The sequence below is a fragment of the Polaribacter sp. KT25b genome (genome assembly GCF_900105145.1).
Lineage (GTDB): Bacteria > Bacteroidota > Bacteroidia > Flavobacteriales > Flavobacteriaceae > Polaribacter.
On sequence record NZ_LT629752.1, the window covers coordinates 466,427 to 488,945 of the forward strand.

20 protein-coding genes are annotated in these 22,519 nt (G+C 29.0%); 17 read left to right on the forward strand and 3 right to left on the reverse strand.

Features of this window, described 5'->3' with window-relative positions:
- Positions 1-74: 74 nt before the first annotated feature.
- The gene (locus BLT70_RS01875) at positions 75-1,166 is read right to left on the reverse strand and encodes a formylglycine-generating enzyme family protein (RefSeq protein WP_091890783.1); all 1,092 of its coding nucleotides are present in this window, start codon (positions 1,164-1,166) and stop codon (positions 75-77) included.
- Between the two features lie 210 nt (positions 1,167-1,376).
- On the opposite strand from BLT70_RS01875, the gene BLT70_RS01880 reads away from it, so the two are divergent.
- The 15 genes from BLT70_RS01880 to BLT70_RS01955 all read left to right on the forward strand — a co-directional run bounded on the left by BLT70_RS01880 (position 1,377) and on the right by BLT70_RS01955 (position 17,968).
- Positions 1,377-2,375, forward strand: coding sequence for a GntR family transcriptional regulator (locus BLT70_RS01880; RefSeq protein ID WP_091890785.1), 999 nt, complete (start codon positions 1,377-1,379; stop codon positions 2,373-2,375).
- Between the two features lie 3 nt (positions 2,376-2,378).
- Positions 2,379-3,272 carry an aldose 1-epimerase gene (locus BLT70_RS01885; RefSeq protein WP_091890788.1) on the forward strand — a complete coding sequence of 298 codons (894 nt, stop codon included), beginning with the start codon at positions 2,379-2,381 and terminating at the stop codon, positions 3,270-3,272.
- Positions 3,273-3,282: 10 nt separating this feature from the next.
- The gene (gene galK / locus BLT70_RS01890) at positions 3,283-4,431 is read left to right on the forward strand and encodes a galactokinase (protein ID WP_091890791.1); all 1,149 of its coding nucleotides are present in this window, start codon (positions 3,283-3,285) and stop codon (positions 4,429-4,431) included.
- Positions 4,432-4,451: 20 nt separating this feature from the next.
- The gene (locus BLT70_RS01895; protein WP_091890795.1) at positions 4,452-5,474 is read left to right on the forward strand and encodes a UDP-glucose--hexose-1-phosphate uridylyltransferase; all 1,023 of its coding nucleotides are present in this window, start codon (positions 4,452-4,454) and stop codon (positions 5,472-5,474) included.
- Positions 5,475-5,812: 338 nt separating this feature from the next.
- Positions 5,813-6,637 carry a prephenate dehydratase gene (locus BLT70_RS01900; RefSeq protein WP_091890798.1) on the forward strand — a complete coding sequence of 275 codons (825 nt, stop codon included), beginning with the start codon at positions 5,813-5,815 and terminating at the stop codon, positions 6,635-6,637.
- A gap of 10 nt (positions 6,638-6,647) precedes the next feature.
- Entirely contained in the window at positions 6,648-7,805 is a 1,158-nt protein-coding gene (locus BLT70_RS01905) for a pyridoxal phosphate-dependent aminotransferase (RefSeq protein WP_091890801.1), read from the forward strand.
- Between the two features lie 57 nt (positions 7,806-7,862).
- Complete coding sequence (locus BLT70_RS01910; RefSeq protein WP_091890804.1) at positions 7,863-8,714, forward strand: prephenate dehydrogenase; 852 nt, start codon at positions 7,863-7,865, stop codon at positions 8,712-8,714.
- A 21-nt stretch (positions 8,715-8,735) separates the two neighbouring features.
- On the forward strand, positions 8,736-9,818 hold the full coding sequence (locus BLT70_RS01915; protein ID WP_091890807.1) for a bifunctional 3-deoxy-7-phosphoheptulonate synthase/chorismate mutase type II: 1,083 nt from the start codon (positions 8,736-8,738) through the stop codon (positions 9,816-9,818).
- A 468-nt stretch (positions 9,819-10,286) separates the two neighbouring features.
- Positions 10,287-11,258 carry a ribosome small subunit-dependent GTPase A gene (gene rsgA, locus BLT70_RS01925; RefSeq protein WP_091890814.1) on the forward strand — a complete coding sequence of 324 codons (972 nt, stop codon included), beginning with the start codon at positions 10,287-10,289 and terminating at the stop codon, positions 11,256-11,258.
- A gap of 3 nt (positions 11,259-11,261) precedes the next feature.
- Positions 11,262-11,714, forward strand: a complete 453-nt coding sequence (dtd, locus tag BLT70_RS01930) for a D-aminoacyl-tRNA deacylase (protein ID WP_091890817.1) — start codon at positions 11,262-11,264, stop codon at positions 11,712-11,714.
- A 6-nt stretch (positions 11,715-11,720) separates the two neighbouring features.
- A complete protein-coding gene (locus tag BLT70_RS01935) occupies positions 11,721-12,359 on the forward strand; it encodes a TatD family hydrolase (RefSeq protein ID WP_091890821.1) in 639 nt (212 codons plus the stop codon).
- Position 12,360: 1 nt separating this feature from the next.
- Positions 12,361-13,074, forward strand: coding sequence for a ThiF family adenylyltransferase (locus BLT70_RS01940; RefSeq protein WP_091890824.1), 714 nt, complete (start codon positions 12,361-12,363; stop codon positions 13,072-13,074).
- A gap of 80 nt (positions 13,075-13,154) precedes the next feature.
- Complete coding sequence (locus BLT70_RS01945; protein WP_091890826.1) at positions 13,155-13,796, forward strand: YceI family protein; 642 nt, start codon at positions 13,155-13,157, stop codon at positions 13,794-13,796.
- 216 nt (positions 13,797-14,012) lie between these two features.
- Positions 14,013-15,920, forward strand: a complete 1,908-nt coding sequence (locus BLT70_RS01950) for a DUF3857 domain-containing protein (protein WP_172824372.1) — start codon at positions 14,013-14,015, stop codon at positions 15,918-15,920.
- A gap of 2 nt (positions 15,921-15,922) precedes the next feature.
- Positions 15,923-17,968, forward strand: a complete 2,046-nt coding sequence (locus tag BLT70_RS01955) for a DUF3857 domain-containing protein (protein WP_091890829.1) — start codon at positions 15,923-15,925, stop codon at positions 17,966-17,968.
- A 9-nt stretch (positions 17,969-17,977) separates the two neighbouring features.
- Here BLT70_RS01955 and BLT70_RS01960 read toward each other — a convergent pair whose 3' ends face one another.
- Positions 17,978-18,436, reverse strand: coding sequence for an Lrp/AsnC family transcriptional regulator (locus BLT70_RS01960; protein WP_091890832.1), 459 nt, complete (start codon positions 18,434-18,436; stop codon positions 17,978-17,980).
- A 158-nt stretch (positions 18,437-18,594) separates the two neighbouring features.
- Between BLT70_RS01960 and BLT70_RS01965 the strand changes: the two genes are divergently transcribed.
- Entirely contained in the window at positions 18,595-19,794 is a 1,200-nt protein-coding gene (locus BLT70_RS01965) for an aminotransferase class I/II-fold pyridoxal phosphate-dependent enzyme (protein ID WP_091890835.1), read from the forward strand.
- A 152-nt stretch (positions 19,795-19,946) separates the two neighbouring features.
- Here BLT70_RS01965 and BLT70_RS01970 read toward each other — a convergent pair whose 3' ends face one another.
- Positions 19,947-20,969 (reverse strand): metal-dependent hydrolase, encoded by a 1,023-nt coding sequence (locus tag BLT70_RS01970; protein WP_091890838.1) that lies wholly within the window; start codon positions 20,967-20,969, stop codon positions 19,947-19,949.
- An 80-nt stretch (positions 20,970-21,049) separates the two neighbouring features.
- On the opposite strand from BLT70_RS01970, the gene nhaC reads away from it, so the two are divergent.
- Positions 21,050-22,519 carry a Na+/H+ antiporter NhaC gene (gene nhaC / locus BLT70_RS01975; RefSeq protein ID WP_091890841.1) on the forward strand — a complete coding sequence of 490 codons (1,470 nt, stop codon included), beginning with the start codon at positions 21,050-21,052 and terminating at the stop codon, positions 22,517-22,519.

The window sequence follows — 22,519 nt, forward strand, 5'->3', positions numbered from 1 at the left end:
AAATTACTGTATAAAAAATCACTAAAAACTATAAATTTGTAGTGATTTTTGTGATAAAATTTAAAAATAGACCTTTATTTAGATGCTAACATTTTGTTTGTTGCAACAGTTCTAAAACCCATGTGATCTGAACCAGAATCGGTTGCAACTCCCATTTTTGCTGATATTCTAAAACTTGCACAATACGATTCGTGACATAAAAAAGAGCCACCTTTCATAACATGTTCTACTTGATAAGGATTACTTGGGCTATAAGATTTATTTGCTCCTTTAGGATTTAAAAGAGGTTGAGAAATGTCTATATCTTTATAATAATTTACGTTGAATAAATCGGCTGTAATTTCCCAAACATTTCCTGCCATATCATACAAACCAATACTATTTGGTGGATATGATTTTACAGGCGAAATAAATTCAAATCCGTCTTTAGATTCGTTTTTTGTAGGAAAAACACCTTGCCAAGTATTTGCATTATTGTCTAAAATTGTAGCATCATTTCCCCAAGTAAAAATGGTGTTCAAATTTTTTCCTTGTGCAGCAGATTCCCATTCAGATTCTGTAGGTAAACGTCTGTTTGCCCATTTACAATATGCCAAAGCATCTTCTAAAGCAATGTGTACAACAGGGTTGTTTTCTTTACCTTCAATGGTAGAATTTGGTCCTTCTGGGTGTTTCCAATTTGCACCAATTTTCCATGTCCACCATTGGCCATAATTATTCATATCAGCAATTGCGTTTACACTTTTATTAAAAATTAAACTTCCTGGTTGTAAAATAGAATCATGAGGTTTTTGAGTATCAGCAGGAAGCATTTTTTTCATTTCTTCCCAATCTATTTTTCTTTCTGCAATTGTTACATATTTTGTGGCATCAACAAAAGCTGCAAATTGTTTATTGGTAACTTCTGTAACGTCTATATAAAAACCATCAACAGTAACTAAATGTGCAGGTTTTTCTCTTGGCATTGCAAATTTATCTGTTTCTTTTGCGCCTTGTAAAAAGGTTTTACTTTCTACCCAAACCATACCTTCAGGAGTTTTTATTTCTGATTTGTTTATAGTTTTAGTTTCTTCAGTTTTTGAATTTTTACAACTAGAAAGTGATAAAAATGCTAAAAAAATGAGTGAAAAGTAATTGAAAAGTTTGCTCTTATTTTGATGATACATGTGTTTCTTTTAATTGTTGATAATTTTATGAATTACGAAGGTAATAACTGTCTTTTAAATTCTTGTCTTTTTTAGTTAATTTGATAACAAAATTTAAAATGAAGACAATTTGTTTCTAAAATTTTAATAAAAAAAAAGGGAAATAATTATTTTAAAAACATACCAGTACATACTAGTTGTTTATTTGGTAAAATATTATATATTTGTAATATGAAAATTGTATCGCTTAAAAAAGATTCAAGAACGCCAAAATACAAGCAAATAGTTGTTGCTATTGAAAATGCTATTGTTGATGGTTTACTTAAAAAAGGCGATAAATTACCTTCCTTAAATGTTATAAAAAACGAAAATTCACTTTCTAGAGATACTGTTTTAACTGCTTTTAATGAATTAAAAAATCGTGGAATTATACATTCTGTAGTAGGAAAAGGATATTATGTTTCTACAGAAGATATAGATGTTAAACAAAAAATATTTGTTTTGTTTGATGAATTAAATTCATTTAAAGAAGATTTATATAATTCCTTTTTACTAAATTTAGGAGACAATATACAGGTTGATATTTTCTTTCATCATTTTAATTATGATGTTTTTGCAAAACTGATAAACGATAATATTGGTAATTACAGTTCTTACGTAATTATGCCTGCAAATTTAAGTGATACAGAAAATGTAATTCAGAATTTACCAAGAGAAAAAGTTTATATTTTAGATCAAGTTCATAAAGGGTTAGAAGAATATGCTGCTATTTATCAAAATTTTGAAAAAGATGTTTTTAACGGTCTTTCTTCTGGAATTTCAAGTATTGTAAAATATCAAAAAATAGTTTTATTATTTCCTGATGAAAAGCAACCAGAAGGTATTTTAAAAGGATTTATACAATTCTGTGAAAAATATAAAATTGAACATGAAGTTGTTGCATCTATAAAAGGTAGAGTTCCAGAAATTGGAGAATTATATGTGGTTTTAGATGATCAAAATTTGATTAGAATCATCAAAAAAATAAAAGAAAATAAATTAGTTTTAGCAAAAGATATTGGTATCATTTCTTTTAATGACAACTTGTTAAAAGAAGTTGTAGAAGACGGAATTACAACAATTTCTACAGATTTTAATTTAATGGGAGAAAGATTGGCGCAGATGATTTTGAATAACGAAGAAGTTAAAATAGAGAATCCAAGTAGTTTAATTTTAAGAAAATCAATTTAAAAAATGTATAAAGTAGAAGAAATATCAGAAAATAAGAGTAGTTTTTTAGAGTTAAAAAACCCGCATAATACAGCAAATGCAAGAATTTCTTTAAATGAAGGTGGAAGGCTTCAAGAATTAAAATTTAAGGATTTTTTTTTAATAAAAGATCAGCAAAATTTTGATTACAAAGATTCGTATGCATCTTCAATTTTGTTTCCGTTTGCAAGTAGAATTCAAGAAGGTAAATATTCGTTTGAAGATAAAGATTATCAGTTTTATTTAAATGAAACGGGTAAAAATGCATTGCATGGTTTGGTATATAACCAAAAATTTGAGTTGATAAGTAAAGAAGAAAATGTTAATTTTTGTGCTGTTACAATAGCTTATAAAGAAACAAAAGTAATTGAAGGTTTTCCTTATACTTATAACATTTTTGTAACCTATACACTTTTTGAAAACGATATTAATTTATCTATAAAAATAAAAAATACAGATGCTAAAACCTTTCCTTTCACTTTAGGTTGGCATCCTTATTTTTTAAGTGATGATATAACTAAAAGTTCTTTAAGTTTTAAAAGTGATAAAAAAATTGAATTCAATGAGAATTTAATTACAAAAAAAGTGATAGATCATATAACTGAAGATGAATTTAAAATTGAAGACAAACAATTAGATGATTGTTTTATCCTAAATTCTGATGTTGTTCAATTTAAAACACCAACATATCAGCTAGAAATTTCTACAGATAAAATAGAAAACTATTTGCAATTATACACACCAAAAGGGTTGCCTTTAATAGCGATTGAACCAATGACAGGTATTTCTAATAGTTTTAATAATAAAATAGGATTGCAAGTTTTAAAACCAAATGAAACGTATTCTATAACTTGGAATGTAAAATTCAATAATAATTAAATCCACAATAATGAGCGCACAACTAATAAAAGATGTAAAAGCGAAGTTTTTAAAAACTTTTAATACAGAACCGATTCTTATTTTTTCTCCAGGTAGAATAAATATTATTGGAGAACATACAGATTATAACGGCGGTTTTGTTTTTCCTGCGGCTGTAGATAAAGGTATTGCTGCTGCAATTCAAAAAAGTGATTCTGGTTCAAGTACCGCAATTGCTTTAGATTTAGATAGCACAATTAAGTTTGAATTAGATAAATTAAAACCATCTAAAGAAGGTAGTTGGGAAAACTATGTTTTTGGTGTGGTTGCAGAAATACAAAATAGAAATAAAGTTGTTGGCGATTTTAATATCATTTTTAAAGGAAATATTCCAGGAGGAGCAGGAATGTCATCATCTGCAGCTTTAGAAAATAGTGTAGTTTTTGGTTTAAATGAATTATTTGATTTAGGCTTAACAAAAACAGAAATGATTTTAATTTCCCAAAAAGCAGAACATAATTATGTGGGTGTAAAATGTGGAATTATGGATCAATATGCAAGTATGTTTGGTATTAAAAACAACGCATTATTGTTAGATTGTAGAACCATAGAATCTAAACCTTATGAAATTGATTTTAAAGATCATCAATTAATGTTGATAAACACAAACGTTAAACATAGTTTATCAGATAGTGCTTATAATGATAGACGTTCTGCATGTGAAAGCGTTGCAAAAATCTTAAATATTGAAACTTTAAGGGAAGCATCCGAAGAAGATTTAGAGGCAATTATAGACCAAGTTACGCCAGAAAATTATCAAAAAGCGTTGTATGTAATTCAAGAAATAGAAAGAACTCAAAAAGCAGCCATTGCAATTGAAGAAAACGATTTGGTTACTTTAGGTGCTTTAATTTATGCGTCTCATAATGGTTTACAAAATCAATATAAAGTAAGTTGTGAGGAATTAGATTTCTTGGTAGATCAAGCTAAGAAAAATAAAAATGTGTTAGGAGCAAGAATGATGGGTGGTGGTTTTGGTGGTTGTACAATTAATTTAATTGCAAAAACCGAAGCAAAATCTTTTGCAGAATCTGCATCTAAAGCATTTAAAAATAAATTTGATAATGAGTGTTCTGTGTATTTTATAGAACTTTCTGATGGTACACATTTAGTAAAATAATCAACTAAAAAAGATATAAAATGGAAAATACAAATTTACAAGATTACTCACATAAGAGATTTAATATATTAACTGGCGAGTGGGTTTTGGTGTCTCCACACAGAGCAAAACGTCCTTGGCAAGGTCAAAATGAAGAAATATCAACAGAAAAAAGACCTGCTTACGACGAAAGTTGTTATTTATGTGCAACAAATACACGTATTAACGGTGAAGTAAATCCTGATTATAAAGACGTATTTGTTTTTACAAATGATTTTGCAGCACTTCAAAAAGACTCACCTTCTTTTGCAGTAAATGATGGCTTGTTTAAAGCACAAAGCGAAACAGGTATCTGTAAAGTTATTTGTTTTAGCCCAGATCATTCTAAGAGTTTGGCACAAATGGAAGTTGCAGACATTAAAAAAGTGGTAAATGCTTGGCAAAAAGAATACAAAGAATTAGGTGGAATTGATGGCATTAATTATGTTCAAATTTTTGAAAACAAAGGAGCTGTAATGGGTTGTAGTAATCCACATCCTCATGGTCAAATTTGGAGTCAATCTACATTGCCAAATGAAGTTGATAAAAAAGATCAGCATCAAAAAGCGTATTTCGAAAAAAATAAAACGAGTCTTTTAGGTGATTATTTAAAACAAGAATTAGAAGCTAAAGAAAGAATTATTTTCGAGAATGATGATTTTGTTGTGTTAATTCCTTTTTGGGCAGTTTGGCCTTTTGAAGCAATGATTGCTCCTAAAAAAGCGCAAAAAAATATTTTAGAATTATCTGATAGTGAAGCCAAAGATTATGCTGAGGCAATTTCTGTAATCACGCAAGTGTATGATAAGTTGTTTAATACTTCTTTTCCGTATTCAAGCGGAATTCATCAATCGCCAACAGACGGAGAAGAAAACGAGCATTGGCATTGGCACATGAGTTTTTATCCGCCTTTATTAAGAAGTGCAACAGTTAAGAAGTTTATGGTTGGTTATGAGATGTTTGGTTCTCCTCAAAGAGATATTACGGCAGAAATTGCAGCTAAAAGATTAAGAGATTTACTATAAATAGTTAAAAACATAAAGTGATAAAGCTTTAAATATTGCAGAATTTTAAGGGATTCTGCAATTTGTTTAGCTATTATGTAGCATAATTTGGTATTTTTACTTAATCCATAAAAATTCATAAAGTTTTTTAATAATATTTGTAAATACCAATTTAATCTTTAGATTTGTTGCTCACAAAGAAAAATTAAAATGTTAAATAACAATTTTACACGTTTCTATTTCTACTTTTATTTTTACAATAAAAGAAGAGACTTTGTATCGTGTTATTAAGCATCACATATAAAATATAAAGTCTCGAATCTAATTCGAGGCTTTTTTTTTGACATTATTTTAAATTAATGAATAAAATTATTGCCATACAAGGAGCTCAAGGCTCAAATCATCATAAGGTTGCATGCGACTTTTATGGGGAATCTGTAAAATTAAAAGAATGCATGTCTTTTGATGTTTTAGTAGATTGTCTTTTAGATAAATCTGCAAACCTTGGTGTCATGGCTTTAGAGAATACGATTGCAGGTTCTATAATACCTAATTATGCATTAATTGATAATCATAATTTGCACATTATTGGCGAAGAATATTTAAATATTCATCATCATTTAATGGCTTTAGAAGGTCAAAGTCTTGCAGACATTAAAGAAGTTTGGTCACATCCAATGGCATTATTACAATGTAAAGAATTCTTTAAAAAACATCCACATATAAAATTAGTAGAAGATGTAGATACTGCAGAAGTTGCAAAAAGAATAGCGAAACAAAATTTAGTTGGTATTGCAGCAATTGCTCCAAAAATTGCAGCAGATATTTTTAAATTAGTTGTTATTGAAGACGGAATTCAAACCATAAAAGACAACTCTACAAGATTTGTAATTGTTCAAACAACAAAACCAGAAGAAGATGAAAATGTAAATAAAGCATCAATTAAATTTCAATTAAATCATAAAAGAGGAAGTTTGGCAGCCATTTTAAATGCCATGAGCGATTGTAAAATGAATTTAACTAAAATACAATCTTTACCAGTAATAGATACTCCTTGGAAATATTCTTTTTTTGTAGATGTAACTTTTGAGGATTATAAAGACTATCAAAAAGCATATTCTTTGATAGAAATTATGGCAGAAGATTTTAAGGTTTTAGGAGTTTACAAAAACGGAAGAAAATAACGAAGTTATTATGATACAACCAGCTAAAAGATTAGATACAGTTAAAGAATATTATTTCTCTATAAAATTAAGAGAAGTAAGAAATTTAGTAGCTGCAGGAAAACCAATTATCAATATGGGAATTGGATCTCCAGATTTGCAACCACCAGCAAAAGTTATTGAAGCAATTCAAGGAAGCTTAGCAGATGCAAATGCACATAAATATCAATCATATCAAGGTTTGCCAGAGTTAAGGATGGCAATTGCAGATTTTTATAAAAATAAATATGCAGTAGATTCAAATCCAGAAAACGAGATTTTACCTTTAATGGGAAGCAAAGAGGGAATTATGCATATTTCTATGGCTTTTTTAAATGAAGGCGATCAAGTATTAATTCCCAATCCAGGCTATCCAACATACACATCAGTAACAAATTTAGTCGGAGCAGAACCACTTTTTTATAATTTAAGTGATGAAAATAACTGGCAACCAAATTTTGAGGAATTAGAAAATCAAGATTTATCAAATGTAAAATTAATGTGGGTAAACTATCCACACATGCCAACAGGCACAAACGCAACGATTGAAACGTTAGAAAAATTAGTGGCTTTTGGTAAAAAACATCAGATATTAATTATTAATGACAATCCGTATAGTTTTATTTTAAATGATAAACCTATCAGTATTTTACAAGTTGAAGGCGCAAAAGATATTGCTTTAGAGTTAAATTCTTTAAGCAAAACCTTTAATATGGCAGGTTGGCGAGTTGGTATGGTTTTGGGAAATGCTAAATACATCAACGAGATTTTAAAAGTAAAATCTAATATGGATTCTGGTATGTTTTACGGAATTCAAAAAGGAGCAATAGAAGCTTTACAACTTTCTGATGATTGGTTTGCTTCTCAAAATAAAATTTATGAAGAACGCAGAAATTTAATTTGGCAATTGGCAGATAAATTAGATGCTACTTATAATAAAAATTCAACGGGTTTATTTGTTTGGGCAAAAATTCCTGAAGGAAAAAAATCTGAAGAAGTTACAGATGCAGTGTTGTATGAGAATGATATTTTTATCACACCAGGAACTATTTTTGGTTCACAAGGAGAAGGATATATTCGTTTTTCATTATGTGTAACTACAGATGTAATTAAAGAAGCAATTAGTAGGTTTTTAGTTATTGGCAATTAGCCATTAGCAAAAGTAGAATAGCTAATAGCAAAAAGCTAAAGGCGAAAAGCGGAAGAAATGAAAAATATTTACATGATTGGTATTGGTTTAATTGGCGGTAGTTTTGCTATCGACATTAAAAAAAACAATCCAGATGTTGTAATTCACGGAATTAGTAGAAAAGACGAAACCTTAAATAAGGCGTTAGAATTAAAGCTAATTGATAAAAAAGCAACTTTAGACGATTTAGAAAATGCAGATTTAGTAATTGTTTCTATTCCGGTTGATGCTACCGTAAAATTATTGCCAACAATTTTAGATAAAATCTCTGATAATGGATTGGTTGTAGATGCTGGATCAACAAAAGAAGCAATTTGTAAAGCAGTTGAACATCATCCAAAAAGAAGAAATTTTTTAGCATGTCATCCAATTGCAGGAACAGAAAATTCTGGACCAACAGCAGCGATTTCTGGCTTATACGTTGGAAAAACGAACATTATTTGCGAAGTAGAAAAGACAACTTTTAAGCTTCAAGAAAAAGCTTTAGAACTTTTTAGAGCCATTGGAATGCGTATTAGATACATGGACCCAGTTTCTCATGACAAGCATATTGCGTATGTTTCGCACTTATCTCACATTAGTGCATTTATGTTAGGTAAAACGGTCATTGATAAAGAAAGAAACGAGCGCGATATTTTTGATATGGCAGGTTCAGGATTTGCGTCAACAGTTCGTTTGGCAAAAAGTTCGCCAGCAATGTGGACACCAATTTTTGAACAAAATAAAGCCAACGTCATAGAATCGTTAGAAGAATACATCAATAATTTACAACATTTTAAAGAATTGATGCAACAAGATAATTTCTCAGACATTTTTAACGAAATGGAGAACACAAATTATATAAAACAAATTTTAAACGGCATAAAATAATAAGCCACAACAAGTAGAAAAATGGAGAATACAAAAGAATTAAGAACATGGTTGGACGATATGAAATTAGATCATCCACTAGTAATAGCAGGGCCTTGTAGTGCAGAAACCGAAGAACAGGTTTTAAAAATAGCACACGAATTAAAAGATTCTGATGTAAATTATTTTAGAGCGGGAATTTGGAAACCAAGAACAAGACCAGGAAATTTTGAAGGTGTAGGTGCTTTAGGTTTAAAATGGTTACAAAAAGTAAAAGCAGAAACAGGTATGAAAACCTGTACAGAAGTTGCCAATGCAGCACATGTAAAATTAGCTTTAGAGTACGATGTAGATTTATTATGGATTGGTGCACGTTCTACCGTATCTCCTTTTATTATGCAAGAAATTGCAGAAGCATTAGAAGGTACAGATAAAATTGTATTAGTTAAAAATCCAGTAAATCCAGATTTAGCTTTATGGTTAGGTGGTATCGAAAGATTATATACTGCTGGAATCAAAAATTTAGGAGCAATTCACAGAGGGTTTTCAACATACGAAAAAACGAAATATAGAAACACTCCAGAATGGCAATTAGCTATCGAGTTTCAAAATAAATTTCCGGATTTACCATTAATCAACGATCCTTCTCATATTACAGGAAATAGAGACATGGTTTTTGATGTTTGTCAGACTGCTTTAGATTTAAACTTCGATGGTTTAATGATTGAGACTCATTACGATCCAGAAAATGCTTGGTCTGATGCAGCACAACAAGTTACACCAGATTCTTTAAAGAAAATTATGCAAGACTTAAAAGTTAAAAAAGAAACTGAAACTGCAGTTAGTTACAGAGAACCTTTAGAAAACTTAAGAGCTCAAATTAACGTTGTAGATGATCAATTAATCGATTTGTTAGGAAAACGTATGAAAGTAGCAGACCAAATAGGTGAGTTAAAGAAAGAGCAAAATGTTGCTGTTTTACAATCACGTCGTTGGAACGAGATTTTAGGAAACATGGTTATGGAAGGTAATAGTAAAGGTTTAAGTGAAGAATTTATATTAAAAATGTTTAAAGCAATTCATCAAGAATCAATAAATCATCAAGAAAAGATTATTAACGCATAATAATCTGAGAAGATTATGCTGAACTTGTTTCAGTATCATTATCGATTTATATTTAAATGCCTTCAAGTTTTTTAAAATTTGAAGGTATTTTTTTTGGGCGTTACCAAGCAAAAAAGCTTGGTCAGGCTTTCACACTCGCTTTTTTTGTAGAAAAAACAAAAAAGAGCTCAAACAATTGCTCAATCCTTAACGCAAAAGCGAACTTTAATAAGGAAATTTTTAGAACTATTACTTTAGAATTTTTACAAATCTCATAATATTTACAAACCTCACAGGTTTACTTTTCCACAAAAAGATGTTTTCTATCATTCAATGTGTGGAAAAAAAATGGTTTTTCTAAAACTGTCACTTCGAGTGAAATTTCTTTTTCAGAAATTTTGTATCGAGAAGTTTTTTTTAATTCATGATTTCATACCAATTTCAATCCAATTTTTCTTAAATCAATTTTAATTCTGCATCTTTGTAGTAATGACAGGAATCGTATACAAATCTACAGGAAGTTGGTATCAAGTAAAATCTGATAACGAAGAATTTTACCAATGTAGAATAAAAGGAAAATTCAGAATAAAAGGCATCAAAAGTACCAACCCAATTGCAGTTGGAGATAAAGTTGTGTTCGATTTAGAAAAGAAAGGAGGTGAAGAAACAGGCGTTATTAAAAAGATTTTAGACAGAGATAATTTCATTGTTCGTAAATCTGTAAACCTTTCTAAGCAAATACATATTATTGCAGCGAATATCGATCAGGTTTTTTTGCTGATTACGATTGATAATCCACCAACTTTTACGGCGTTTATAGATCGTTTTTTAGTTTCTACAAGAGCGTATAGAATAGATACTATTCTAGTCTTTAATAAAATAGATTCGTATGAAATTGAGCAAAGAGCAGAAATTTTATATTTAAAAGATATTTACGAAAAAATAGGTTATAGATGTATAGAAGTTTCATCAACAGAAAATATAAATGTTGATAAAATTAAAGAACTAATGACTGGTAAAACATCGATGTTTGTTGGTCATTCTGGCGTAGGGAAATCTACTTTAGTAAATGCAATTGAACCTACATTAAATTTAAAAACCAAAGAGATTTCCGATCAACATAATCAAGGAAAACATACCACAACGTTTGCAGAAATGTTCGATTTAAGTTTTGATGCTAAAATTATAGATACGCCAGGAATTAAAGGTTTCGGAATTGTAGATATCGATAAATATGAATTAGGAGATTATTTTCCTGAGTTTTTTGAAATGAAACAACATTGTAAATTCAATAATTGTTTGCATTTAAAAGAACCAAATTGTGCGGTAAAAGAAGCTCTAGAAACCGAAGAAATTTCTTGGTCCCGTTATAAAAGTTATCTTCAAATTTTAAACGGAGAAGAAGAATCTGAACATTACAGAACAGATATTTGGGACGGAGAAGAAGACGAAGTAGATTAAAATATGAAAATTGTAATTCAAAGAGTTTCTGAAGCAAGTGTTACTATTAATGAAATAAAAGTAGCAAACATCAAAAAAGGATTGCTAATTCTTTTAGGAATTGTAAATGAGGATACTCAAGAAGATATTAATTTTTTAGTAAGAAAAATAGCAAATCTTCGCATTTTTAATGATGAAAATGAAGTGATGAATAACTCACTTTTAGATATAGCTGGAAATGCAATTGTGGTGAGTCAGTTTACATTGCAAGCTGCTACAAAAAAAGGAAACAGACCGAGTTATATAAAAGCTGCAAAACCGGATGTTGCAATTCCGCTGTACGAGAATTTTGTAAAATCCTTAGAAAAAGAATTGAATAAAAAAGTACAAACTGGCAAATTTGGTGCAGATATGAAAGTGGCTTTACTAAACGACGGACCAGTTACCATTATTATCGATTCTAAGAATAAAGAATAATTTTCTATGGATTTTATTGATGTGCACACACATACTTTTTCTTCGGATAAAAATGTGTTTTCAATTGTAAATACCTATCCAAATTCATTGAATTTTTCGCAACCTTTTTCAATGGGAATTCATCCTTGGTTTATCAATATTGATAAAATTGAAGAAGAAATCTTACTTTTAGAAAGTAAATTACAAGATAAAAATTGTGTCGCTTTAGGAGAATGTGGTTTAGATAAACTAATTGATGTAGATTTTGAACTTCAAAAAAAGGTGTTTAAAAAGCAAATTCTATTATCAGAAAAATATAAAAAACCATTGATAATTCACTGTGTAAAAGCATATCAAGAAATTATTGAAATTAAAAAAGAAATACAACCAAATCAAACTTGGGTTTTACACGGATTCAATAAAAGCAAACAATTGGCAGAAAGTTTTATCAAAAACGGAATACTACTTTCTTTTGGCGCGGCAATTATCAAAAGTAAAAAGTTACAAGAAGTGTTTTTAGAAATTCCGATTTCCACCATTTTATTAGAAACTGATGATTCAAAATTAGAGATTCAAGAAATTTATCAGAAAGCATCAGAAATAAAAAACATACATTTAAAAGATTTGCAAGAGGCAATTCATCAGAATTTAAAAATATATTTATAAAATGAGTTGGTTAGAACGCACAGAATTATTAGTACAAAAAGCAGGATTAGAAAAATTACAAAAAGCTAATATTTTAATCGTTGGTTTGGGCGGAGTAGGTTCGTTTGCAGCCGAGTTTATAGCAAGAGCAGGAGTAAATAAAATAACAATTGTAGATGGCGATGTTTTTGATGTCACCAATAAAAACAGACAATTAACGGCATTAGATTCTACCATAGGGAAATCGAAAGCACAAGTTTTAGCAAGGAGATTAAAAGATATAAATTCAGAAATTGAATTGACAGTTTTAGAAGAATTTTTATCACCAGAAAGAGCTTTTGAAATCGTATCAGAAGAGTTTGATTACGTTTTAGATTGTATCGATAGTATTACTCCTAAAATTAATTTAATAGTTGCCGCAAGAAGAAAAAAAGTAAAAATAATTTCTTCTATGGGAGCAGGAGGTAAGTTAGATGCTACGAAAATTAAGATTAAAGATATTTCGCAAACTAAAAATTGCACAATGGCAAGAACTTTGCGTAAAAGATTAAAAGAACACAAAGTTGATAAAGGCATAAAAGCTGTATATTCGGAAGAATTTCAAATTGCAGAAAGCCTAAAAATGACTGATGGATTAAACTTCAAAAAATCTTTTTATGGTACAATAAGTTATATGCCAGCTGCTTTTGGATTGCAAGCAGCTGCTTTTGTAATTAATGAAATTATAAAAAAGTAATATTTATTTCCCTTGGAAAATAAATTTAATGTATATTTGCCATGGAAAATAAAAAACCATTAATCTAAATTTTAAAAAAAATGAAAAAAATAATAGTATCATTAGTTTTAGTTGCATCAGTTTTAACTGGTTGTAAAAGTGAGAAAAAAGAAAAATTAGCTGTAAAAGAAGTAGTAGAATTTGAGGCAACAACATTAGAAAAATATAATGTTGATACAGAAGCATCAGTTTTAAACTGGAAAGGAACAAAACCTTTAGGCGCACACGACGGAGTTGTTTCTCTAAAAAGTGGAAGTTTAATTATTGAAGAAGATGAATTAATTGATGGAGAATTTGTAATTGATATGAATTCAATTGTAAATGTTGATATGAAAGGAAGCGCTGGAGCAGGTAAAATTGAAGCTCATTTAAAATCGGCAGACTTTTTTGATGTAGCTACATATCCTACTTCAAAATTTGTAATTACAGACGTAGAGGAATCAGAAGATGGAAAATTGGATGTAACGGGAAATTTAACAATAAAAGACGTTACAAAAAGTATTACAATTCCTGCAACGATTTCTACTGAAGGTGGAGTAACTACTTTTGAAAGTAAAACTTTTAATGTGAATAGAACAGATTATAACGTAAAATATAAATCAAAATCTTTCTTTGATAATTTAAAAGATAAATTTATTGACGACATTATGGAAATTTCTTTTGTTGTAAAAACAAAAGCATAACATTAATAAAAAAGAATTTAATAATTTAAAACTATAAAACATGAAAAATCAAAAAGCTGATAGACCTTGCGGATGTGGAAATACAGAAGACCCAAACGGAAACTGTGATGGATCACATGTAAATAAATAGTAAAAAATTTATTTCATAAATTTTAAACCCAAAACATCTGTTTTGGGTTTTCTTTTTTTAAATTGCAGTGCTATTAAAGAATTTTTATGATAAAATATATTTCCCCAACACTACTGCTACTTTTTCTTTGTACAACTTTCTATTCTCAAGATATAAACTATTCTGCGCTTCTAATTCCTGTGGAATTAAAAGAAAATGCGAATGCAGTTGTACGAGATAATTCCGTTGAAATTACAATTGAAGATGTTAATAAAATGACTGTAAAAAAAAGAAAAGTTGTTACAGTACTTAATAAACTTGGTGATGTTGATGCAGTAATTTCTGAAAGTTATGATCAAGATACTAAAATAAATGATTTATCAGCTAAAATTTATGATGCGTTTGGTAATGAAATAAAAAAATATTCTAAAAGAAAATTTGAAGATATAAGTGCTGTAAGTGGTGGAACCTTATACTCAGATTCTAGAGTAAAATATATCGATTACACACCGGTTTCTTATCCTTATACGTTGGTTTTCGAATCTGAGTATGAAACAGAAACAACGGGTTTTATTCCTTGGTTTTTTCCTGTGAATGGATATTTTGTATCCGTTCAAAAAAGTAGCTTTACTTTCAAAAATCCGAAGGAAATTCCTTTTAGAAAAAAAGAAGTCAATTTTGAAAATTATACTATAAAAACAACGAATTCTCCTTCCGAATTAACGTATGTTTTAGAAAATGAGAAAGCATTAAAATATGAAAATTCATCAGTTCATTATAGAGAAATTTTGCCAAAAGCCATTTTTGCTTTAGATAAATTTTATTTAAAAGGTGTTTATGGAGAATATGCTAACTGGAGTGAATTTGGTAAATGGATGAACGAAAAACTACTTACTGATAGAGACATTTTAGAAGAATCTACCAAGCTTAAAATTAGAAAATTAGTTGAAGGAGTTGAAGATCCCATTGAAAGAGCAAAATTGGTGTATCAATTTATGCAAAATAAAACACGTTATATAAGTGTGCAAGTTGGTATTGGTGGTTGGGAACCTATTGCTGCAAATCTAGTGGATGAGGTAGGTTATGGAGATTGTAAAGGATTAACAAATTACACAAAAGCATTGATGGATGTTGCCGATGTAAAATCGTATTATACAATTGTGTATGCTGATGAAAAACGAGATATTGATAAAGAATTTTCGTCTATTCAAGGAAATCATATTATTTTAAATATCCCAAATAAAGGCAACGACATTTGGTTAGAATGCACAAATCAAACAATGCCTTTTAATTTTTTAGGCGATTTTACTGAGGATAGAAATGTTTTAGTTGTAACACCTGAAGGCGGCATTATAAAAAGAACACCAGCCTATAAAAACGAAAAAAATCTTCAAATTACAAAAGCAACAATAAATTTTGATGAAGCTGGAAACTTAAAAGCAACTTTAAAAAGAACATCAGAAGGAATACAATATGATGATAAGTTTGGGTATGATACTTTTTCCGATGAAGAATTGACGAAAATTTATAAATCGAATGTTTGGAGTTATAATAATAATTTAGAAGTTGCGGAAATGGTTATCAATAATGATAAAGATTCTATAAAGTTTACAGAAAATTTAAAAATAAATATTTCTGATTTTGCTACTGTAAATGAAAAGGAATATTTATTTAGAGTAAATGTATTTAATGCTATAAATCAAGTGCCAAAAAGGTATAGAAAAAGAAAACTGCCTTTACAGATTGTTAGAGGTTATCAAGATATTGACGAATATATTATTAAAATTCCTAAAGAATATGCTGTAGAATATCTTCCAGAAAAAAAGGAAATTAAAACGCAGTTTGGTAGCTATGAAATGAGTATTTCTAAATTAGATGAAAACACCTTATATTATAAAAGAACAATTATTATTCTTGCAGGAACTCATCCAAAAGAAGAATATGAAAAATATAGAAGTTTTAGAAGAACAACAGCAAAATTAGAAAATCAAAGAATTGCATTAATAAAGAAATAGTTATGATTAAGAAAATTGCATTCACATTATTTGTGTTCACTCAATTAGCAACATTTGCACAAGATTACAAATTCGGAAAAGTATCAAAAGAAGAGCTACAAGAAAAATTTTATCCTTTAGATTCAACAGCAGATGCTGCTTATTTGTATAGAAGTAGAAATACATATTATGAGTTTTTACAAAGAGAAGGTAGGTTTCAAATAGTGACAGAAATACATGAAAGAATAAAAATTTATAATAAAGAAGGGTTTAATTATGGAACAAAATTAATACCTTTTTATAATCCAGAAGGTGAAAGTAAAGAGTCTGTAAGTTCAATTAAAGGATATACTTTTTCTCTTTTAAATGGAAAAGTTGAAAAGACTAAATTAGCTAAAAAAAATATTTTCGAAGAAAAAAGAAACAAATATAGAAGCGAAAAAAAAATTACAATGCCAAGTATTAAAGAAGGTTCAGTAATTGAAATACAATACACTTTAACCTCACCTTATACAAGAACTATTGATGATTTAGTTTTTCAATATAATATCCCAGTTAAAAAACTAGACTATGAGGTTACAATACCTGAGTATTATGTTTTTAGTCAAAGAACAAAAGGATATCATTCTATAATTCCGAATCAAGAATCAAAAAGTAAGAATTTAACTTATACAATAAAAAATATTGGTAGACCAACAGGTATTTCTACTGGTGCAAGAGAAGCAAGTAATACCACATATAGTTATGAGAAATTTAGTTACGAAATTTTAAAATTAAGTTTTAATGATAAAAATATACCAGCTTTAAAAAATAATGAACCTTTTGTTAACAATATTAATAATTACAGAGGTGGTATGGAATTTGAAATTAAAGAAATCAACTTTACAAAACTTGGTGGAGATAGGAAATTTTATTCTTCAGATTGGACAGATGTTAGTAAAGAAATTTTTAGATCTTCTTCTTTTGGTAGTGAGTTAGATAAGTCTAGTTTTTATAAGGACGATTTAAATTCATTAAGCTTAGAAGGAAAGTCTGATATGCTTAAAGTTGCTACTATCTTTCAGTTTGTAAAATCAAGAGTAAAATGGAATGGTTATTATGATAAGTATACATATAATGGTGTTAAAAAGGCGTACAAGGAAAGAGTAGGTAATGTTGCAGACATCAATTTAATGTTAACTTCTATGTTGCGTTTTGCAGGTTTGGATGCAAATCCTGTTTTGGTAAGTTCTAGAGGAAATGGTATTCCGTTATTTCCAACAATAAAAGGTTTTGATTATGTAATAGCTGCTGTTACTTTTAAAGATAATACATATGTACTTTTAGATGCAACAGAACCTTATAGTTTACCAAATATTTTACCAGAAAGAGCTTTAAATTGGGATGGAAGATTGGTTAAAAAAGATGGTAACTCTTCTTGGATAAATTTAACTTCGGAAAAGCATTCTTTAGAGGAAAACATGATAATGATAAAAATTAATAACGAATTAGTAACAGAAGGTTATGTTAGAACAAAGTTCGATAATTTAAAAGCATTAGATTTTAGAAGAAGTTACAATCACATAAAAGAAGAAAGCTTAATTACCAATTTTGAAGAAAATAACAATGTAGAAATAACAGATTTTAAGATTCAAAATAAGGTAGATTTAAGTAAACCCATTGTTAGAATGATAAAATTCTCTAGTAATGATTTAATTGAAGGAATAAATGGTAAATTATATATAGAGCCTTTGCTATTTCTAACAAAACATAACAATCCTTTTAAATTAGAAGAAAGAAAGTTTCCAATAGATTTTACAGCTTCTTGGAAAGAATTAAATAGAGTTACAATCGAAATTCCATTAGGCTATAAAGTAGAAAAATTACCAGAAGTTTTGGCTATTGCTTTACCAGATAATATGGGCGTTTTTAAATATCAAGTTTCTCAAGTTGGTAATAAAATAAAAGCAATTTCTGTTTTACAATTTAATAAACCTTTAATTGGTGCACAGTATTATAAAGATTTAAAAGATTTCTTTGATAAAACTGTAAGCAAACAATCAGAAAAAATAGTGTTAATTAAAGAGTAATGTTTTTTACTACAAGTTAATTGCGGTTGTATTTTTAACTTGTTCTATGGCAAAAATACTGTGCGTACTGCCAATATATTTTATGGCTGTTAATTTAGAAACCATAAAATTTCGATATTCTTGCATGTCTTTTACGTAGATTTTTAAAATATAATCAAAATCGCCACTTACATGAAAACATTCAGAAACTTCTTCTAGTTTTAAAATTTCACGCTCAAAAGTAGTTACATATTCTCTAGAATGTTGAATTAATTTTAAATGACAAAAGACCAAAAAAGATTTTTCAATTTTATTTTTGTTGATAATCGCCACGTATTTATCAATCACTTTTTGATTTTCTAGTTTTTTAACACGCTCATAAACAGCAGTTATAGATAAGTTGAGGTGTAATGACAATTGTTTTGTAGTCTGTTTACTATCATTTTGTAATAAATTGATGAGTTTTTTATCTATAGAATCTAATTGCATACTTAAATTTTATCTAAAAAATGATTTTTAATGAATTATTTTTGGTTTTTAAAACTAATAAATAACTCAAATTTAGAAAAATAATCTATATATATAGTTTTATGTTGATATAATTTCTATTTAGTTGTTGATTTGTGTTGAACTTAAAATAACTACTCATGAGCTTTAATCCAGCAGATAATATTCAAGATTTACAATATTATGGAGAATTTGGAGGTGTAAATCCATCAATTTCAGATTCGTCTACATTTACTTTTTTATCAGCAAAAACAATGTTTGATACTTTTGAAGGAAATGCAGATGGTTGTTATTTATACGCTCGTCATTCAACGCCGAGTAATTTATATTTAGGCAAAGCTTTAGCAGCAATGGAAGGCACAGAAACTGCAAATGTATCAGCATCAGGAATGGGCGCAATTACACCAGTAATATTACAGATTTGTGGTGCTGGTGATCATATTGTTTCTAGTAGAACTATTTATGGAGGAACATACGCTTTCTTAAAAAACTTTTCGCCAAGATTAGGTATCAAAACTACGTTTGTAGACATTACAAAATTAGATATTGTAGAGGCTGCAATTACTAAAAATACTAAAGTTTTATATTGTGAGGCAGTAAGTAATCCGTTATTAGAAGTTGCAGATATTAAAGGTTTATCAGTTTTAGCTAAAAAACACAATTTAAAATTAGTGGTTGATAATACTTTCTCTCCGCTTTCAATTTCACCCGCAAAATTAGGTGCAGATGTGGTTTGCCATAGTTTAACAAAATTTATAAATGGTTCTTCGGATACCGTTGGAGGCGTAGTTTGTGGAACGCAAGAATTCATAAATGATTTACGAAATGTAAATGACGGAGCGTCTATGTTATTGGGTTCAACGATGGATAGTTTAAGAGCTTCATCCATCTTAAAAAACATGCGAACTTTGCATATTAGAATGAAGCAACACAGTTTTAATGCTGCTTATTTGGCTGATAAATTTCAAGCAGATGGATTAATAACAGTGTATCCAGGTTTAGATTCTCATCCTTCTCACAATCTTTTTAAAAGTAGTATGAATACCGAATTTGGTTTTGGTGGAATGTTAACAATTGATGTTGGTACTTTAGAAAAAGCAAATGAGTTAATGGAATTAATGCAACAAAAAAATATAGGAAATTTGGCTGTGAGTTTAGGTTTTTATAGAACATTATTTTCTGCTCCTGGAACTTCAACTTCTTCAGAAATTCCTGCGGATGAACAAAAAGAAATGGGACTTTCTAAAGGTTTAATTCGTTTTTCTATCGGTTTAGATAATGATATTGAAAGAACTTATCAAATGATGAAGTCTTGTATGATTGAAGTTGGTGTTTTGTAGTTCTCGTTAAGTTTCAAGTTAAAAAAGTGTGTCATTAAAATGTCACACTTTTTTGTTTTTTTGAATTTATATTTTTTTAGTTTCACTAACCACTAACCACTAACCACTAACCACTAACCACTAACCACTAACACTAACACTAACCACTTTTTCTAAACCCCTTTTAAGCGTTCAATAAACTTGTTAAAATCTTCTTTATTTGGTGGTGATCGGTCAAAAGGTAAAATATCCCATTCATTATCTTTATTATAAATGGTAAAGTTAAAAATAGACGTATTTGCATCATCAGGATTTAACATTGGATATCTTAAATCTACATATTTATAAGTGCCTATTTTTTCCTTTTTCGAGATATTGTAATACTTATTGCTAAACCAAGTTAAGGTTTGTAAATTAGCATTATTCATATCAAGTAAATCATGATTTTTTTTAACAGTAATTACTTTTTCTGATATTGATTTTTTATCCAACAAAGAATAAAAAGTTAAATGATAATTTTTATCAGTTTCTGCAACTGCGTACCACAAAATATTATTTAAAATTGTGGGTTGTGCAGAAAATCGAGTGAACTTAATTCCTGCTTTTTCAAAAGACTTTTCAAAAACAGCATCCATATAAAATTTATTAAATACTGTAAAAATCATATAAACAGAACTTATGTAAATTCCTGTTTTTAACCAAAAGGTTCTTTTTTTACTTTTTCTGTGGATGAACATTAAACTAATCATACATATTAAAAACGGAATAGTATAAAAAGGGTCAACAACAGCAATATTGTTAAAAGCAATTCTGTAACTAGAAAAAGGCGCAAATAGTTGTGTGCCATAAGGTGTAAAACAATCTAAAATGGGATGTGTAAAAATAGCCCAGAAAAATAGCCAAATCCAGTTTTTTAAAGTTGTTGATTCTTGTCTTTTACCAGTATTATATAGTTTGTAAGTTATCCATCCAAAAACAAAACAAGCTAAAATTGCAAATAAAATAGAGTGCATAAAACCTCTATGAAAAGCCATTGCTTGTATTTCATTGCCGTATAAAAGTCGCCCAATAAAAACATCTAAATCTGGAATTGTGCCACCAATTGCACCAAATAAAAGTGCTCTATTTCCAATCTTTTTACCAAGAACAGCTTCGCCACAAGCAGCACCTAAAACAATTTGAGTTAATGAATCCATAAGCGCAAAAATAAGTGAAGCAATTTGATTTGCATAATATTATGTAAAATCGTAACATTACAAATCAAAAAAAATAGAGAATGCAAGACGATAAAAATTTATCAAAAATAAAGATTGAAGATCAGGGAATTATTGTAAATAAAGAGTTAAGTCTATTAGAATCTTTAATTCCTGTAGTATTTTTGATGAGTATGTTAGCGTATAATATCTTTTTTGTAGAAAGTCAAGAATGGTTTGGAGCTTATACAAATCAATATATTTTATTAATGGGCGGAATTGCATCTGCAGTTGTTGGTTTTTATAATAAAGTATCGCTAAAAAGAATGTTTACAGAAATTTGGGAAAACTGGAAAAGCGTTTTTGTGCCTATTTTAATTTTATTTTTAGTTGGTGCTTTAGCAGGAACTTGGCTGGTAAGCGGTATTATTCCTGCAATGGTTTATTACGGATTACAAGTGTTAAGTCCAGCAATATTTTTGCCAGCATCAGTAATAATTGCAGCAATTATATCTGTAGCAACAGGTAGTTCTTGGACAACTTCTGCTACTGTTGGTATTGCTTTGGTTGGAATTGGAAGTGCACTAGGAATCCCAACTGGAATGATTGCCGGAGCAGTAATTTCTGGGGCTTATTTTGGCGATAAAATGTCTCCTTTATCAGATACAACAAATCTGGCGCCAGCGATGGCAGGTACAGATTTATTTACACATATTAAATATATGGCATATACAACTGTGCCAACATTAATAATTACGTTAATCGTTTTTACTATTTTAAGCGGAACAATTGATACAAACGGAAATGCAGATATTAGTAATTTACTAACAACTATAGATCATACTTTTTACATTTCTCCTTGGTTATTTATTGTGCCAGGTGTTGTAATTGCAATGATTGTAATGAAAACGAAACCGTTAGTTGCTTTAGCTATTGGTGTTATTTTAGCGGCTGTTTTTGCTTTTATTTTTCAATCGGATGTTTTAAACGGAATTTCTGATTCTAATTTTAGTGCAATAAGTAAAGCTGTACTTACTGATGTTCAAATAGAGACTGATAATGATAGTTTATCAGAATTATTTTCTTCTGGAGGAGTAGAAGGAATGATTTGGACCATTTTATTAATTATTTGTGCTATGGTTTTTGGTGGAATTATGGACGCAATTGGTGCTTTGGCAAAAATTACGAAAGAATTATTATCTGTAGCAACTTCTATTTTGGGTTTATTTGCAAGTACAGTAGTAAGTTGTTTGGGGTTAAATGTAATTGCTTCAGATCAATATTTGGCAATTGTAATTCCTGGTAAAATGTTTAAAAAAGCGTATCAAGATAGAGGTTTAGCGCCAGAAAATTTAAGTAGAACTCTAGAGGATTCAGGAACTGTAACTTCTGTTTTAATTCCGTGGAATACTTGTGGAGCATATCAATCTGGAGTTTTAGGAGTTTCTGTTTCTGATTATTTTGTGTATGCAATTTTTAATTATTTAAGTCCAATAATGACTTTAACGTTCGCAGCTTTTAGTATTAAAATTAGACAATTAGCTAAGAAATAA

Bases quoted from the DNA above. Each gene is read 5' to 3' on its own strand.
- BLT70_RS01875 (WP_091890783.1), bottom strand. From the start codon at position 1,166: ATGTATCATCAAAATAAGAGCAAACTTTTCAATTACTTTTCACTCATT.
- BLT70_RS01880 (WP_091890785.1), top strand. From the start codon at position 1,377: ATGAAAATTGTATCGCTTAAAAAAGATTCAAGAACGCCAAAATACAAG.
- BLT70_RS01885 (WP_091890788.1), top strand. From the start codon at position 2,379: ATGTATAAAGTAGAAGAAATATCAGAAAATAAGAGTAGTTTTTTAGAG.
- galK (WP_091890791.1), top strand. From the start codon at position 3,283: ATGAGCGCACAACTAATAAAAGATGTAAAAGCGAAGTTTTTAAAAACT.
- BLT70_RS01895 (WP_091890795.1), top strand. From the start codon at position 4,452: ATGGAAAATACAAATTTACAAGATTACTCACATAAGAGATTTAATATA.
- BLT70_RS01900 (WP_091890798.1), top strand. From the start codon at position 5,813: ATGAATAAAATTATTGCCATACAAGGAGCTCAAGGCTCAAATCATCAT.
- BLT70_RS01905 (WP_091890801.1), top strand. From the start codon at position 6,648: ATGATACAACCAGCTAAAAGATTAGATACAGTTAAAGAATATTATTTC.
- BLT70_RS01910 (WP_091890804.1), top strand. From the start codon at position 7,863: ATGAAAAATATTTACATGATTGGTATTGGTTTAATTGGCGGTAGTTTT.
- BLT70_RS01915 (WP_091890807.1), top strand. From the start codon at position 8,736: ATGGAGAATACAAAAGAATTAAGAACATGGTTGGACGATATGAAATTA.
- rsgA (WP_091890814.1), top strand. From the start codon at position 10,287: ATGACAGGAATCGTATACAAATCTACAGGAAGTTGGTATCAAGTAAAA.
- dtd (WP_091890817.1), top strand. From the start codon at position 11,262: ATGAAAATTGTAATTCAAAGAGTTTCTGAAGCAAGTGTTACTATTAAT.
- BLT70_RS01935 (WP_091890821.1), top strand. From the start codon at position 11,721: ATGGATTTTATTGATGTGCACACACATACTTTTTCTTCGGATAAAAAT.
- BLT70_RS01940 (WP_091890824.1), top strand. From the start codon at position 12,361: ATGAGTTGGTTAGAACGCACAGAATTATTAGTACAAAAAGCAGGATTA.
- BLT70_RS01945 (WP_091890826.1), top strand. From the start codon at position 13,155: ATGAAAAAAATAATAGTATCATTAGTTTTAGTTGCATCAGTTTTAACT.
- BLT70_RS01950 (WP_172824372.1), top strand. From the start codon at position 14,013: ATGATAAAATATATTTCCCCAACACTACTGCTACTTTTTCTTTGTACA.
- BLT70_RS01955 (WP_091890829.1), top strand. From the start codon at position 15,923: ATGATTAAGAAAATTGCATTCACATTATTTGTGTTCACTCAATTAGCA.
- BLT70_RS01960 (WP_091890832.1), bottom strand. From the start codon at position 18,436: ATGCAATTAGATTCTATAGATAAAAAACTCATCAATTTATTACAAAAT.
- BLT70_RS01965 (WP_091890835.1), top strand. From the start codon at position 18,595: ATGAGCTTTAATCCAGCAGATAATATTCAAGATTTACAATATTATGGA.
- BLT70_RS01970 (WP_091890838.1), bottom strand. From the start codon at position 20,969: ATGGATTCATTAACTCAAATTGTTTTAGGTGCTGCTTGTGGCGAAGCT.
- nhaC (WP_091890841.1), top strand. From the start codon at position 21,050: ATGCAAGACGATAAAAATTTATCAAAAATAAAGATTGAAGATCAGGGA.